The sequence below is a fragment of the Agitococcus lubricus genome, assembly GCF_003051055.1.
Taxonomy (GTDB): Bacteria; Pseudomonadota; Gammaproteobacteria; order Pseudomonadales; family Moraxellaceae; genus Agitococcus; species Agitococcus lubricus.
This window is the reverse complement of sequence record NZ_QAON01000001.1, coordinates 333,707-348,443: the sequence shown is the minus strand read 5'-3', so window position 1 is coordinate 348,443 and position 14,737 is coordinate 333,707. Positions and strand designations below refer to the sequence as shown.

Here is a 14,737-nt window from a genome sequence, read left to right as displayed (position 1 = left end):
CATTGTGCAAGGGCTTTTTATTTTATCCTTTCCCAAACGGAGAGAGGATTGTTAACCACCAATAAAATCTTGTTTACCCAGTTCTACACCATTATGACGCAAAATGTTGTAGGTCGTGGTGATATGAAAATACATATTGGGAATCACAAAATGCTGCAAGTAGGTTTTGCCATCAAAGTTTAAGGTACGCGTGCGTAAGGCAAGCGTAATTTCTTTGGCTTCTGTGTTATCAATTTGGGCAGGACTAAATTCTTTTAAAAAGCTAATGGTTTTATCAATACGTGCAATGAGCTCATCAATCGTAGTTTCGGTGTCGTCATATTTTGGCGGTTCAATGCTTGCCAAACGAGCAGCACAACCTTTGACCATATCGGTGGCAATTTGCACTTGGCGAGCAAGAGCGAACATATCGGGTGCTAATCGGCTGTTGACTAAAATGCTTGCATCAAAGTTTTTGTTGGTGGCGTGAGTTGCGCCTTTTTGTAGAATGTTACGTAGGTTGCCTAACATGTGAATAAAAATGGGGATTGAAGATTGATACATGGAGAGTGACATCACGGTGTTCCTGTTTGTTTATTGTCGAAATTATTTAATAGGGGTGGGGAAGGGGGAAGTCAATTGCGAGAAGAAAAATAATGGTGGAATGTGCTATTGGTTAACCTAATATGCAGTGGTAATTTAACGGTTGTGGGTTTCGTTCCTCAACCCACGCTACGATAATTTTTAAAAGGATTTAGAGATATGGCAATTTATCGCCGATTATATTGTCATGGCGGATGTTACTTTTTTACGGTTAATTTAGCGAATAGGCATAGCCAATTATTAATTGAACATATTGAGTTACTCAAACAATCCATTCGCCATGTTCAACAAAAACACCCATTTTACATTGATGCAATAGTTGTTTTGCCTGAGCATTTACATTGTGTATGGACATTGCCGACAAACGATATGGACTATTCAACCCGTTGGCGTTTGATTAAAAGTTATTTCTCATATCATTTACCGTATTTGAATGATGAGATTTATTCAGACAGTCGTGTCAAAAAAGCCGAGCGAGGCATTTGGCAACGCCGCTTTTGGGAACATTTAATTAGAAGTGAAGAGGATTATCGCGTCCATATAGATTATGTGCATATTAATCCTGTAAAACATCAGCTTGTTAATCGTGTTGTTGATTGGCCGTATTCATCATTTCACAAAGCCGTTAAACAGGGTATATATGATGCTAATTGGGCAGGATTGTAGTGTGGGTTGAGGAACGAAACCCACAATATTAGGATATGGTCATTTTGAAGGTGATAAAAGTCAATTTTTGGAGTGATAGTTTTGGCTAAAAAATCTTATTTAGAACAAATGAAATCAATTACAGTAGATAATATATTTGATGGTTTTTTAGGTTATGGACTGTTTTCTGACAGAATCCCCCCATTTTTAACCTCAGAACCTTTTTTAAACTTCGTTAAAACAGCAAATCCGAAAATATTTGAAAATACAGATAAAGGCTTTATTCAGTACGAAAATATACGCAATATTAATATTCCTCGACTATTGGCAATCCCTGAACCAGTTGCTTATAGAAATCTATGCAAAACTTTGTCAGAAAATTGGAATGAGTTATTAAAGCATTTTGAAAAATATACAGCGCATCATCAATACAAAGTAAGCCGTATTCATATTCGTAAAATTAAAAACTCGAAAGTCATTTTTGTTATGGGTGAATATGATGAGCCTTATGCCTTTAAGACTTTTGATGAAAAAAAACATTTATTTGAAATGTCATACAGAGATTTTAGTGAAGATGATTACCCAGAACCTGAGTTGTTAATTGGAAAGCAATATTTAATTAAGGCGGATATTTCTAATTGCTTTCCTAGTATATATACACATGCTATTTCTTGGGCATTAGTTGGAAAATCATATTCAAAAATCCATAAAAATGGTAATTGGTTTAATGATATAGATTTGTATACTAGAAATTTAAAATCGCAGGAAACGCATGGTATTTTAATCGGGCCTCATGCTTCAAACTTAATCTCCGAAATTATTTTAGTGGTGATAGATGATGAGCTAATCAAGAAAGGTTATCAGTTTATCCGTAATATTGATGATTATTCTTGTTTTGTAGAAACTAATGAAAAAGCCGAGCAATTTTTGATTGACTTGGCAAGTGAATTAAAAAAATTTAACCTTTCTCTAAATCATAAAAAAACAGAAATTTCAAGGTTGCCATTAGCATCAACCGAGTGTTGGATTAGAAGGCTCAATAATCTTAATAATATTCAAGATAAAGTGAATTTAGGTTTTAATGATGTAAGGGCATACATTGATTCAGTTATTGATATAATGCACAAAAATAATGATAATTCGGCCATTCTTAATTATGCAATTAAGGTTATTTCCAAAAAGAAACTCTCACCTAATGCCTTAAGTTACTACTTGAACACTATTCATCACTTAATCTTGATTTATCCATATTTGTTGAGTTTAATTGATGATGTATTTTTATCTTTAAATGTCTCAACTGATGAGATAGAGAAAATCACCCGCAATATCTTCAATATGGGAATAGAAAAACGGATTAATGAGGCTATTAGTTATGCATTATATCTATCAATTAAATATAATTTTAAATTGAGTGATACTTTATTTGAGAGTATAAAAGACTCAAAAGATTGTATTCTTCTATTGTTAGCGTATTTACATGATAAGAAAAATTTTAAAAAAACGGCTTTAAAGCCTTATAAGGAACTTGCTGACGTGCTTAGAGTTAATGATTTTGATGAAAATTGGCTATTTATTTATGAAGTCTCTGCAAAAGATAAGTTAACAAGATATTGGAAAAAAATGAAAGAAGCCAAAATTACTTTTATCAAAAGTGACTTTACAATTTGAGTTAGCTTTTTAGATTTAAACGGTCGTGGGTTTCGTTCCTCAACCCACGCTACAAATTTTTGCTCTTGACGGGCAAACAAAACCCACAACACTCAAATCGTGGGTTTCCTACGTCAACCCACGCTACTTCTGCAACAACTTCGCCGCCTCTTTAGCAAAATAGGTCAAAATCGCATCTGCACCAGCGCGTTTAATACACACTAACGACTCTAAAATAATCTCATCACGCTTTAACCAACCATTACTAATCGCCGCCATGTGCATGGCATATTCACCACTGACCTGATAAGCAAAAGTGGGTGCTTGATAGGTATCTTTTACTTCTCGAATAATATCCAAATAGGGCATGGCAGGTTTCACCATCACCATATCTGCACCTTCCGCCAAATCTAAACCCACTTCGTGTAAGGCTTCCATACGGTTAGCATAATCCATTTGATAGGTCTTTTTATTGCCACCTTTTAAGTTACCAGCCGAACCGACCGCATCTCTAAACGGCCCATAGTAGTTAGAAGCATATTTCGCGGCATACGACAAAATACATACATTCGGGTAGCCTGCTTGCTCTAAAGCCGCACGAATTGCACCAATACGACCATCCATCATATCCGAAGGAGCAACCACATCCGCGCCCGCTTGCGCATGAGAAATCGCTTGTTTAATTAACGCTTCGGTGGTGACATCATTTAGCACATAGCCATTTTCATCAATAATGCCATCTTGACCATGTGTGGTAAATGGGTCTAACGCAACATCAGTAATCACGCCTAGTTGTGGAAAAGCCGCTTTTAAAGCGCGTGTTGCACGTTGGGCTAAACCCTCGGCATTCCATGCTTCTTCGGCTAATAAACTTTTTGCTTCGGGCGGCGTGACAGGAAATAAGGCCACCGCAGGCACTCCCAAAGCCACCAATTCAGCCGCTTCTTTGAGTAATTCATCAATTGAGACGCGTTCAATGCCTAACATGGATGGAATGGTTTCACGGCGATTTTCACCCTCTAACACAAACATGGGATAAATTAAATCGGCAGGCGTTAACACCGTTTCTTGAACCAAACGACGGCTAAATTCTTGAGCGCGTAAACGACGCATACGGGTTTGAGGAAAAGCACCACGAGCAAAAGTAAATTGGGACATAAGGCAACTCAATAAAAATAATTACATCTGTAGCATAGTAAAAATACCCTGTACTGCTAAATTTAGCTACTGACTTAAAGCTCACGCGCTTGTTTTGACGCCGCTCAACACAGGCCTTCGCTGAAATGTGTCAGTCTTAAACTTATATTTTACAGGATGCTAAAAATGAAAAAAGTAGCGGTTATTTTATCAGGTTGTGGCTTTAAAGATGGTGGCGAAATTTATGAAGCGACCTTAACTTTATTAGCCTTAGATGAAGCAGATGTGAGTTATCAGTGTTTTGCACCCGATATGCCGCAAATGCACGTTATCAATCATTTAACAGGCGAAGAAATGCCCGAAAGTCGTAATGTCTTGGTCGAGGCGGCACGTTTAGCGCGGGGTAATGTCAAGCCGATTACTGAAGCTAAAATTGAAGATTTTGATGCCTTGATTATTCCTGGTGGTTTTGGAGCTGCTAAAAATTTATGCAATTTTGCTGTTAAAGGCAGCGACATGACCGTACAAGCCGATGTGTTAGCGTTTGCGCAAGGTATGAGTCAGGCAGCTAAACCTGTTGGCTTGGTGTGCATTGCACCGTCTATGGCACCCAAAATTGGTGGTGTGGGGACACAATACACCATTGGCAATGATGCAGGTACGGCTGCTGCGATTAACGCAATGGGTGGCGTACATGTGGATTGTGCGGTGGATGAATGTGTGATTGATAGCGAACGCAAAATTGTTACAACGCCAGCGTATATGTATGCGGCACGTATTCGTGAAGCGCGTGCAGGCATTCAAAAGTTAGTCCAAGCGGTGTTGAATTTGGCTTAAACGGTATCCTAGCTCTCTCCTAAATTAACAGGATTCCTTTAGTCACTTTGGGTGGGAGCTAAAACCATAAATCGTTTTGCACCACGAACTGGCTGTGCTGGCTGATGTTGGCCAAAACTAAACTCAGTCCTGCGGAAGGCGGCTGTCATAGGGTCTTTAGACGATTTCTACATAACATTTAAGAAATTAACCTTCTTTTATCCCAAACTCAGCTTAGGGACTGTTGATGTTTTGATTGTGGTTGCGAAAGAGACTATTTTTTAGAGGATACGCGGCTCAGACGCCAAACGTCAACAGACCCTAAATAAGGTCTCATGTATATACCGTAAATTCGCTACCTCTCGTTATCAGAGTCATTGCCAAGCAAGCATTTGATAGGTTAAAAACACAGTTTGCAATGATAATAAGAGACCTTATGCCATGACAGACATGCAAACAGCCACTATCACCGACGACGAAAAAGCACGTATTTTGCAAGAGCGATTAAAAATGGGCTTTAACATGGTGCCATTTACCCAAGCAATGGGTTTAACTATCAAAGAAATGAGTGCTGATAAAATTACTGCTGAGTTTGCGATGCAGCCACAGTTGATTGGTAATGTCTTTAAGCAGGTATTACATGGTGGTGTGATTGCCACCGCGTTGGATACAGTGGGTGGCGCAATGGCCATGAGTGGCGCGTATGTGGCCTTAAAAGGCACACCCAAAGAAGACAGAGCAACACGCATTAACCGATTAGCAACCATTGATATGCGGATAGATTATCTCAAAGCAGGTCGGGGCACTTTATTTACCGCAACCGCGAGTTTGTTACGGGTGGGTAAACAAATTTGCGTGACTCGTATGGAGCTACATAACGAAAAACACGAGTTGATTGCGGCAGGTACCGCAACCTATATGTATTAAATCGTAGACCCCGTTTTTAGCGGGGTCGTCTATGGTTAAAGATTGCCCATAAATAACCGTTTCATCACTTTGTCTTTCAGACTATGTGTTTCATCTAAACCCATACGCTCCAAATAGCGCTGTACTTTGGCATCATCTTCGTCCTTAAAAATGGAGCTGACGGCTGTTTTTAACAGTTGCAGTGGATGTTCGGTACTGGATTTAAGCGCTTGTAGGGCTTTGATGATGGTTAATTCGTCTTTGCTAAAGTCTGTTCCAAACGGAAAACTAGGAAGCTGAGACAAATAAGGTTGTAATCGTTCCGCGAGTGCTTCGGGCGTGTTTTGGCGATAGGCTTTAGGAATGACATAATCGGGTGAGAGTTTTTTGTGTTCAATCGCCCAGTTGCGTAAATCGTCTTGGCATCGAGAATCGCTAATATTGAGGAGTGCCTTAATAATATCGCTATCACTTTTACCACGTAAATCGGCAATACCATATTCAGTAATGACAATATCCCGCAAATGACGCGGAATCGTCGCATGGCCATAGCTAGTGACAATACTGGAGCGTACCTCATCATCAACGACACGATGACTGCGTAACATCAATATTGAGCGCGCATCGGGCAGTTCATGTGCCTGAGCGACAAAATTATATTGTCCGCCCACACCACTGACCACACGGCCATCGTCAAGTGCGTCCGAGACCGCCGCACCTGATAAAGTCACCATCATACAGGTATTGATAAAACGGGCGTTGATACGTTGTGCACGTTTGAGTTTTTCATCGCCATAACGGTCGCCATAGAGTTGATTGATAAAAGCAATCGTACTCATATTGATTTGATTGGCTAAAGACTCTGGCATCTCTCGTAAGGCTTGATAAAAATCGGCTGGCCCTAAAAAGAAGCCGCCGTGCATGATAATACCGCCTTGCAAACGCTCGCTTAAACAGTATGTTGCTAAGGCGTCTAAGGTAGCCTCGTCGTCAAGGTCAGTGCCAATACAATGCTCATTTATCAAGATTTGGCCATTTTGAAAGCAACACTCTTCCTTAAAAATACCAAAACGCTCCAGTAGGGCAAGGTCTTCACCTGTTAGGGGAGAGCTAATCAGGTCATGCGCTCTTAGAGTCTGTAGGCTGTTAATCGTCAACTCTTCGCTCAATAAGCCTTGATTGATAAGCTGTTGCAGGCCTGTGTGCGGGTAGACTTTACGGCGAATAATGTTGGCTTGAATCAGTTTAAGAAAGCCATTCACAAACATTTCACTACAACCATATAAACCTTGGTGGAAGGGAGCGAGGTCTATGTCGGTAGATAAGGGATGGTCGGCATTCAAACGACGAATCATGGTTTGATAGTTGGCATTATCTTGATTACGTAAAATCAAGGCATGGGCAATCGCATCACCTAACGAGCCAATACCAATTTGTAAGGTGCCGCCATCGCGTACTAAGGAGCTGGCATGTAAACCAATGGCATAGTCCGTAAGATTGACTTTCATATTGGGGGTAGAAAACAGCGTATGTGTACCCGCAGGGTCATCAATAATCATGTCAAAGACACTGGCAGGGACTTCGGCATCGTTTGCCATAAACGGCAATTCACGATTGATAACGCCCACGGTAAAAATACATTCGCCCTGCGCACGGCGAGGCGCAAGTAACTCTAATAAGTCCATGCTGAGGTCGGGGTTGCAAGACAAACTATAACGACGACTGCCATCCGCTTCTTCGCGTATGGCAATCGCTTGGCAGATGACATTGACCCCTTTAGCCGCCATATCACGCGCAATGTGCGTATAATTGCTATTGATATAATGCTGTTGGGCAGCACTGTGATTGAGCCAATCGCCCGATTTTAAGAAAAACTCGTGCACGCTGATGTTGTTAGGGACTTTGTTGTTTTTTAAGTCCACAACGTAATCTAAATCGGGATAGTTACCAAATACCCGCGCCACAAACGGCTGTAAAAAGCGGCCTTCTATCTCGCTACTGGCTTGTGGTTTATTGAGTGACAACGCGCTATAAATTTCTAAACTGCGTTGGTGTTGATTGGCAATTCGTTGGTAGATGGCATTGATAAATGGGTTCGGCTTGCCAATACCAAGGGGCGCGCCCAACCGAATTGTCCCGTCAATGGCAGTTAAAATATCGCTAACGGCTTGTTCGATAGAATGATAAATCTTAGCGGACATAGAGGCGCTCCCTAATGGTTTTGATAGCAATTTTTATGTTATTGTGACAGCTTAATGATAGAGCTAAAACTCTTATTGTGTAGCAGTTTTAGATATGTTTATGCCTAAGAACGCAGGAGCGTCTGTGAAAATTAGTACCCTAACAGATGACACAGAAATCACCTGTCGCTTGGGCTGTGCTGCTTGTTGTATTGCGCCCTCGATTTCGTCACCCATTCCAGAAATGCCACAAGGTAAACCCGCAGGGGTTCCCTGTGTGCAATTAGATACGCAAGGCTTGTGTAAAATTTTTGGTCAACCTGAACGTCCTAAGGTGTGTGTCAGTTTAAGACCAACCATGAGCATGTGTGGCCAAACAAACGCACAGGCGATGACGTATTTACAAGACTTAGAGCAGTTAACGAGTTAATTATGTGTCAGTTATTAGGCATGAATTGTAATGTGCCCACCGATATTTGTTTTTCCTTTACGGGCTTTGCCTGTCGCGGTGGACGAACTGACCATCACAGTGATGGTTGGGGCATCGCCTTTTTTGAAGAAAAGGGCAGTCGCTTATTTTTGGATTATTTGCCCTCAGCCCAATCGCCTGTCGCTCAATTGGTACAACAATATCCCATTAAATCTAAAAGTGTGATTGCCCATATTCGTAAAGCGACCCAAGGCGAAGTCAGCCTAGCCAATACACATCCATTTCAGCGGGAAATTTGGGGGCAATATTGGATTTTTGCCCATAATGGCGACCTCAATAATCTACCCGCGATTCGAGGCGAATATTATCGACCTGTAGGCAGTACCGATAGCGAACACGCCTTTTGTTTAATTTTGGAACATTTACGTCAACATTTTAGCCAAGCACCCTCACTGACTCAGTTAGCGGCAGTCTTAAAAGATTTTGTGCCACACTTAGCACAACATGGTATTTTTAATTTTATGTTGTCTAATGGCGATTGGTTGTTTGCTCACTGCTCAACCAAACTACATTATATTATTCGCCAAGCCCCATTTGCCGTCGCTCAATTAGTAGATGAAGATGTGTCGATTGATTTTAGTGAAGTGACTACTCCAGAGGATAGGGTCGCGGTGATTGCGACCCTCCCGCTCACGACTAATGAGACGTGGCACGCCATGCAAGCGGGCGAGATGGTCTATTTTTGCGAAGGTCAGGTCACACACGTGTTATTGCCTAATACCCTTTAATGGGTATGTTTATTGACAATCAAACTCGTCACCATATCGCCCTCCACATTGACCATCGTCCTTACCGTATCTAAGAGTCTATCAATGGGAATTAAAATGGCGACGGCTTCGGCGGGCAAACCGACCGATTGTAGCACCATGACCATCGTCACCATGCCCGCACTGGGAATACCAGGCGCACCAATCGAAGCCAGCATCACCGTTAAACAGACAATCACTTGTTGGCCTAGACTTAAATCTATCCCTACTAAATTAGCGACAAAAAGTGCAGCGGCGGCTTCATAGAGCGCCGTGCCGTCCATATTGATTTGTGCCCCTAAAGGTATGACAAAACCTGCGACTTTAGGGCTGACTTTGAGGTCTTCTTGTACACATTTTAAGGTCACGGGAATGGTGGCGGCACTGGAGCTGGTGGCAAAAGCTGTAATCAGTGCGGGTTTTGCACCTTGCCAAAATTGCCACGGATTAACACGGGTAAACATATATAAAATCAGTGGCAAAACAATTAACCCGTGTACTAAGGTAGTGCCAATCACTACTGCAATAAATTCAATTAAGGTACTTAACAAGGCACTGTCTTCCGATACCACGAGCTTAAAAAACAAGGCCATAATACCCAAAGGCGCAATGTACATAATCCAAGTAATGAGCTGCATACACAGCTGAAATGCCTCTTGAAAAAACTGTTTAAGTTGAGGGTAATTGTCCCCATGTTTTGCTAACACGATACCCACAAATAATGCAAAGCTGACCACCGCTAAAATATTACCTTGTGCTAAAGCGGCAAAAGGATTCATAAAAATCCCTTGTACCAGCTTTTGTAAAAACTCGCTGGTACTGAGTTGGCTGGCATCGTAGTCAGTGAGTTGTGCTTGAAATAAAGGTAAGGAAAGGCCTGCCCCCGTCTCAAACAAGTGCGCGGCACTTAAACCTAAGGTAATGGCAATACAGGTTGTGGATGCAAAACAGAGTAAGGTCAATTGCCAGACGCGGTGCATTTGTTGATGGGCACGTAAATTAGCCACCCCCAGCGTAATGGAGCTAAAGACCAGTGGCAGCAACACCATCTTCAGTAATCCCACAAATAGGCTGGCGATTAAAGTACTCACCATCACGCTTTGTTCTATGATAGAGCTGCTCGCGTAATTGCGGATGCCATAACCAAGGATTAAACCAATCAATGCGCCGAGTAAAATACGATTATTGAGTGACATACGGGGTCTCAGGTGAATAACGTAGACAAAGCAACGCGTAGTACGATGAATGACACTGACCATTGGTCAGAGAAATCCGTGAAATTTTAGGCGTTAGCTTAATGTTTAGGCTAAAATAGATGTTTTTCATCTTGAACTTTTGGCGATTATGTCCCAATTTTTGCAGCAGCGTAAGCTCACGATTATTTTATGTTTATTATTAGTCTGCTCTTTTTTAGCTGTTTCTTTAGTCAGTTACTTTTCGTCAAAAAAGACCATTCATTTAGCCCTAATTGAAAAAGAGCTACCCCTCACGTCCAATGCCATTTATGCAGAATTACAAAAAGATTTAGTACGGCCATTTTTTATTTCATCCATGATGAGTACCAATACCTTTTTGCAGGATTGGGTGAGTGCAGGAGAGAAAAATCCGCAAGTGATTGCCCGTTATTTACAAGAAACCAAAGCGAGCTATCAGGTATTTACCAGTTTTTTTGTCTCAGAGCAAAGCCAACATTATTATTATCCCAATGGCATCTTAAAAACAGTATCGGCTACTGACCCCGCAGATAAATGGTATTTTCGAGCGCGTCAGCTCAATGAACCTTATGAAATTAATATTGATTACGACCAAGCTAATGCCAATTCCTTAGCCATTTTTATGAACTTTAGAGTCTTTAATCAGGCACAAAAGTTTTTAGGAGTCACGGGTGTGGGTGTGAGTATGGACCGTTTATTCAAACTCTTATGTCAATACGAACAACAATATCAAAAAAATATTTATTTAGTTGATGCCACAGGCAGGGTACGTTTAACAGGCAATAATCGTTTGTTAGACCCTAAATCTATTCATGATATTGCGGGCTTAAAAGACATTGCCCATCAAGCCTTAGCACGTAAAGATGCTGTGTTTCAGTATGTGTTAGATGGCCATAATTATTTATTGCATGTGCGTTATATGCCCGAAGTCAGGCTGTTTTTATTTGTTGAAAGCCAAGAAGACCTCGCGATTATCAAGGTCAAACACGCGCTCTATTTTAATATTGGATTATGTACGGTCATTATTTTGTTGACCATTTTTTTAACCAACATGACGGTGCGTAAATATCAACGTAAGTTAGAAGTGATGGCGACCATAGACCATTTAACCCAGCTCATCAACCGTCAAACTTTTGAGGCATTAAGCCAAAATATTTTGGCTGATAGCCGTCGTCACAATCATCCCTTAAGTGTAATTATGGCGGATATTGATTTATTTAAGGATATTAACGACACCTATGGTCATCCCGCAGGCGACCAAGTCTTAAAAGAGGTGGCGCACATGCTCAAAGCCAGTGTCCGAGAAGCCGATGTCGTGTGTCGTTGGGGTGGAGAGGAATTTGCTATTTTTCTACATAAATGTTCATTGGAAGATGCCAATCGTATCGCTGAGCAAATTCGTCAACGTATTGCCAACCATTTGGTGCAATATGACATGTATAGCTTAAAAATGACGATGAGTTTTGGAGTCACTAATTATCGTTATGACGATACCATGAAAGAATTGCTACAACGTGTGGATAGTGCGTTATATAAAGCAAAGTTTATCGGACGTAATCAGGTCGTTAGCGGTTAAACGAATACGTTTGTATACCGCCCCTCGACAGAGGGGCGGCGACACAAGGAGCATTTAGGACTTAGACCTTGTCGTAAAAGGTCTAAGTCATCGAATTACTGACCTCCTGCTAACTCATAGGCTTCTAAGGCTTGTAAATAAGCCACTTCTACCTCTGCCAATTCGTTATCAACTTTGTTTTTTTCGGCTAAGACTTTTTTGAGTTTGTCTTTGTTGGCCTCTAAATAAAGAGTCATGTCTTCAAGTTGTGCGGCTAAGGTCTTTTGCTGTTCGGTGAGACGATTAAATTTTGCTTCTAATTTTTCGGCTTGTTGACGTAAAGGGCGTAAAATATGCAAATTGTCGCCTGTATTTTTAACTTGTTGCCGTTCTTCGCGTTTTTCTTGACGGGTAGCGGTGCTTTCAACCTTCACATCTTGTTTGGCGCGCCACTCTTTTAGCCATGCGGCGTAATCAACCAACGAGCCACCAAAAATATCAATTTTGCCATCGGCTACCAACATAAACTCATCACAACAACTGCCTAAAAGTTGTCTATCGTGCGATACCACAATTAACGCACCCGTAAAGGCTTGCAAGGCCATACTTAACGCATGACGCATTTCCAAGTCGAGATGGTTGGTGGGTTCATCTAACACTAATACATTGGGTCGTTGCCACACAATTAAGGCCAAAGCTAAACGCGCTTTTTCACCGCCCGAAAAGTTTTCAACAGTGGTAGTAACACGGTCACCATTAAAACCAAAACTGCCTAAAAATTTACGTAGTTCGAGTTCGGACGTACGTGGTGCAATACGGGTTAAAGCTAATAACGGCGATGCGTCCATATCTAAATGGTCGACTTGGTGTTGGGCAAAATAGCCTAACACTAAATGTTCGCTACATACCCGTTCGCCTGCTAATAATGGAATTTCGCCCACTAATGTTTTAATGAGTGTGGATTTGCCCGCACCATTTGGCCCTAATAAACCAATACGGGTATCGGGGCTAATATTGAGATTAATTTGATTCACAATCACCTTATCGCCGTAACCTGCGTTCACACTGTCTAAACGAATCAGTGGTGTGCCCATTTTCGCAGGCTCTCTAAAACTAAAGCTAAAGGCGGAATCAACATGAGCAGGCGCAATCAGCACCATACGTTCGAGTTGTTTAATACGGCTTTGTGCTTGACGAGCTTTAGTGGCTTGAGCGCGAAAACGGTCGATGTATTTTTGCAAATGCGCCATTTCACTTTGTTGTTTTTCAAAGGCTTGCTGATGCTGCGCTAAACGCTCAGCGCGGGTACGTTCAAAGGTGGTGTAATTGCCTGTATACAGGGTCATGGTTTGCTGTTCGATATGCAAAATATGACCCACAGTGGCATCCAAAAAGTCTCTATCATGCGAAATTAAGATTAATGTGCCTTGATAACGATTGAGCCAATCTTCAAGCCATAAAATGGCATCTAAGTCTAAGTGGTTAGTGGGTTCGTCAAGCATCAATAAATCAGAGCGGCACATCAAGGCCTGTGCCAAATTTAGGCGCATCCGCCAACCGCCCGAAAACTCACTGACCGATTTTTGTTGTGCACTTTCGCTAAAGCCTAAACCCGCTAACAATTGTGCAGCGCGTGCAGGGGCGGTATAACCATCAATACTGTCAAACTCGCTATATAAATCAGCTAATTTATTGTCGTCTTGTTCACTTTCGAGCGCATTGTTAATTTGTCGCCATTCTTTGTCGCCATCTAATACAAAGTCGATGGCTTTTTGGCTCAAGGCAGCTACCTCTTGTGCCATGTGTGCCACTGTCCAACTTTGTGGCCGTGATAATGTGCCTGCATCGGGTGTTAATCCGCCCAACAAGGCAGAAAAAAAGCTGGATTTACCTGCGCCATTTTCGCCTGTCAGAGCAACTTTCCATGAAGGGTGAATCATGCCAGCGGCATTAGCAAATAATACGCGGCCACTACGGCGTAAGGTTAAATCTTGGTACTGAATCATGGTGGGCACAGCCTTGGTCAAAGTCGGGCGCTATTGTAGCGGCTTGTCATCATTTTAGGGTAGAAGTCTGGCTGTTTTATCCCTAAGACTTAGGTAGAATGTGATTGAATGATGGAAAGTCGACCCATAGCTCAACAAAGCGGGTGTTGACTGAAAATTGGATTTACGCAAGATTAGGGTAACGATGATGACGGTCACAGTGGATTTTGAAGCCAATCAATTATTGGTATTACGTGGGTCGGGCATATTAACCCATGAGGAGTTTACTCAAAGCAAACAAGCAGTTGCCGCCCTCTTAAAACAGCATGGCAAATTAGCCATTATGATTGTGATTGAGGAAGATTTTAGCCAGTTACAGGAGTTAGCCGACTGGCACGACACCGAGTTAGACGCCTTTATTCAGCAACATGTGACCAGTTTAGCCATTTTAGGTTCAGAAAAATGGTCTGCGGCGGCTCAGCTGTTCTTTTTAAGTGGTTTGGTTGCTTTTCCGATTAAATATTTTCCCCTCGCGCATGAACCTTTAGCCAGAGCGTGGTTAATGCCCTAACGATTGACAGGCCAGCTTAAGCGATAATCGTCTGTTGCGCTGACTGCTTGTGTCAGTTGTCGGTCAATGCTGTCTTTCAAGATAGGATACTCTGTTAGCAAGTAATCGCGTAGCTCGGCCACTGACCATGCACCAAGATGTGTCATATAGTCTGGATAGTCTTGGCACAGTTGTGCGTCGTCTCGGTGTTTTAGACTGAGGTACAGGCCACGTTGGGTATAAATCAGTATCAATTTTTGGCGTTCCATAAAAAAGGGCGACCT

The 14,737-nt window shown here is 41.8% G+C and carries 14 protein-coding genes; 8 read left to right on the top strand and 6 right to left on the bottom strand.

The features are described from left to right. Positions 1-51 precede the first annotated feature (51 nt). Positions 52-555: a DUF1993 domain-containing protein gene (locus C8N29_RS01445; RefSeq protein WP_107864237.1), complete on the bottom strand. Its 504-nt coding sequence runs from the start codon at positions 553-555 to the stop codon at positions 52-54. A gap of 186 nt (positions 556-741) precedes the next feature. Here C8N29_RS01445 and C8N29_RS01440 point away from each other — a divergent pair, with 186 nt between their 5' ends. Together C8N29_RS01440 and C8N29_RS01435 are read left to right on the top strand one after the other, a co-directional pair. Continuing rightward, positions 742-1,248 carry an REP-associated tyrosine transposase gene (locus tag C8N29_RS01440; RefSeq protein ID WP_107864236.1) on the top strand — a complete coding sequence of 169 codons (507 nt, stop codon included), beginning with the start codon at positions 742-744 and terminating at the stop codon, positions 1,246-1,248. Between the two features lie 81 nt (positions 1,249-1,329). Then, a complete protein-coding gene (locus C8N29_RS01435) occupies positions 1,330-2,895 on the top strand; it encodes an RNA-directed DNA polymerase (RefSeq protein WP_204509249.1) in 1,566 nt (521 codons plus the stop codon). 123 nt (positions 2,896-3,018) lie between these two features. Here C8N29_RS01435 and hemB read toward each other — a convergent pair whose 3' ends face one another. Further along, entirely contained in the window at positions 3,019-4,032 is a 1,014-nt protein-coding gene (hemB, locus tag C8N29_RS01430) for a porphobilinogen synthase (RefSeq protein WP_107864234.1), read from the bottom strand. Positions 4,033-4,197: 165 nt separating this feature from the next. Between hemB and elbB the strand changes: the two genes are divergently transcribed. Both elbB and C8N29_RS01420 read left to right on the top strand, forming a co-directional pair. Continuing rightward, on the top strand, positions 4,198-4,848 hold the full coding sequence (gene elbB / locus C8N29_RS01425; RefSeq protein ID WP_239986935.1) for an isoprenoid biosynthesis glyoxalase ElbB: 651 nt from the start codon (positions 4,198-4,200) through the stop codon (positions 4,846-4,848). A gap of 420 nt (positions 4,849-5,268) precedes the next feature. Further along, positions 5,269-5,754 carry a thioesterase family protein gene (locus C8N29_RS01420; RefSeq protein ID WP_204509248.1) on the top strand — a complete coding sequence of 162 codons (486 nt, stop codon included), beginning with the start codon at positions 5,269-5,271 and terminating at the stop codon, positions 5,752-5,754. Between the two features lie 35 nt (positions 5,755-5,789). Here C8N29_RS01420 and C8N29_RS01415 read toward each other — a convergent pair whose 3' ends face one another. Further along, positions 5,790-7,934 carry an acetyl-CoA hydrolase/transferase C-terminal domain-containing protein gene (locus tag C8N29_RS01415; protein ID WP_107864232.1) on the bottom strand — a complete coding sequence of 715 codons (2,145 nt, stop codon included), beginning with the start codon at positions 7,932-7,934 and terminating at the stop codon, positions 5,790-5,792. Between the two features lie 124 nt (positions 7,935-8,058). Between C8N29_RS01415 and C8N29_RS01410 the strand changes: the two genes are divergently transcribed. Then, complete coding sequence (locus C8N29_RS01410; RefSeq protein WP_239986934.1) at positions 8,059-8,343, top strand: YkgJ family cysteine cluster protein; 285 nt, start codon at positions 8,059-8,061, stop codon at positions 8,341-8,343. Between the two features lie 2 nt (positions 8,344-8,345). Then, the gene (locus tag C8N29_RS01405; protein ID WP_107864230.1) at positions 8,346-9,131 is read left to right on the top strand and encodes a class II glutamine amidotransferase; all 786 of its coding nucleotides are present in this window, start codon (positions 8,346-8,348) and stop codon (positions 9,129-9,131) included. Here the strand turns inward: C8N29_RS01405 and C8N29_RS01400 are convergent. Beyond that, a complete protein-coding gene (locus C8N29_RS01400; RefSeq protein WP_107864229.1) occupies positions 9,128-10,345 on the bottom strand; it encodes a dicarboxylate/amino acid:cation symporter in 1,218 nt (405 codons plus the stop codon). The two genes, C8N29_RS01405 and C8N29_RS01400, sit on opposite strands and share 4 nt — an antisense overlap. A 148-nt stretch (positions 10,346-10,493) precedes the next feature. Between C8N29_RS01400 and C8N29_RS01395 the strand changes: the two genes are divergently transcribed. Further along, positions 10,494-11,939, top strand: coding sequence for a sensor domain-containing diguanylate cyclase (locus C8N29_RS01395; protein ID WP_107864228.1), 1,446 nt, complete (start codon positions 10,494-10,496; stop codon positions 11,937-11,939). A gap of 95 nt (positions 11,940-12,034) precedes the next feature. On the opposite strand, the gene C8N29_RS01390 is transcribed toward C8N29_RS01395, so the two are convergent. After that, the gene (locus C8N29_RS01390) at positions 12,035-13,924 is read right to left on the bottom strand and encodes an ATP-binding cassette domain-containing protein (RefSeq protein WP_107864227.1); all 1,890 of its coding nucleotides are present in this window, start codon (positions 13,922-13,924) and stop codon (positions 12,035-12,037) included. Positions 13,925-14,108: 184 nt separating this feature from the next. On the opposite strand from C8N29_RS01390, the gene C8N29_RS01385 reads away from it, so the two are divergent. Next, positions 14,109-14,474 (top strand): SpoIIAA family protein, encoded by a 366-nt coding sequence (locus C8N29_RS01385; RefSeq protein ID WP_107864226.1) that lies wholly within the window; start codon positions 14,109-14,111, stop codon positions 14,472-14,474. Here the strand turns inward: C8N29_RS01385 and C8N29_RS01380 are convergent. Further along, complete coding sequence (locus C8N29_RS01380) at positions 14,471-14,722, bottom strand: hypothetical protein (protein WP_107864225.1); 252 nt, start codon at positions 14,720-14,722, stop codon at positions 14,471-14,473. The two genes, C8N29_RS01385 and C8N29_RS01380, sit on opposite strands and share 4 nt — an antisense overlap. Positions 14,723-14,737: the final 15 nt, after the last annotated feature.

Bases quoted from the DNA above. Each gene is read 5' to 3' on its own strand.
- C8N29_RS01380 (WP_107864225.1), bottom strand. From the start codon at position 14,722: ATGGAACGCCAAAAATTGATACTGATTTATACCCAACGTGGCCTGTAC.
- elbB (WP_239986935.1), top strand. From the start codon at position 4,198: ATGAAAAAAGTAGCGGTTATTTTATCAGGTTGTGGCTTTAAAGATGGT.
- C8N29_RS01415 (WP_107864232.1), bottom strand. From the start codon at position 7,934: ATGTCCGCTAAGATTTATCATTCTATCGAACAAGCCGTTAGCGATATT.
- hemB (WP_107864234.1), bottom strand. From the start codon at position 4,032: ATGTCCCAATTTACTTTTGCTCGTGGTGCTTTTCCTCAAACCCGTATG.
- C8N29_RS01445 (WP_107864237.1), bottom strand. From the start codon at position 555: ATGTCACTCTCCATGTATCAATCTTCAATCCCCATTTTTATTCACATG.
- C8N29_RS01390 (WP_107864227.1), bottom strand. From the start codon at position 13,924: ATGATTCAGTACCAAGATTTAACCTTACGCCGTAGTGGCCGCGTATTA.
- C8N29_RS01420 (WP_204509248.1), top strand. From the start codon at position 5,269: ATGACAGACATGCAAACAGCCACTATCACCGACGACGAAAAAGCACGT.
- C8N29_RS01400 (WP_107864229.1), bottom strand. From the start codon at position 10,345: ATGTCACTCAATAATCGTATTTTACTCGGCGCATTGATTGGTTTAATC.
- C8N29_RS01385 (WP_107864226.1), top strand. From the start codon at position 14,109: ATGATGACGGTCACAGTGGATTTTGAAGCCAATCAATTATTGGTATTA.
- C8N29_RS01440 (WP_107864236.1), top strand. From the start codon at position 742: ATGGCAATTTATCGCCGATTATATTGTCATGGCGGATGTTACTTTTTT.
- C8N29_RS01405 (WP_107864230.1), top strand. From the start codon at position 8,346: ATGTGTCAGTTATTAGGCATGAATTGTAATGTGCCCACCGATATTTGT.
- C8N29_RS01395 (WP_107864228.1), top strand. From the start codon at position 10,494: ATGTCCCAATTTTTGCAGCAGCGTAAGCTCACGATTATTTTATGTTTA.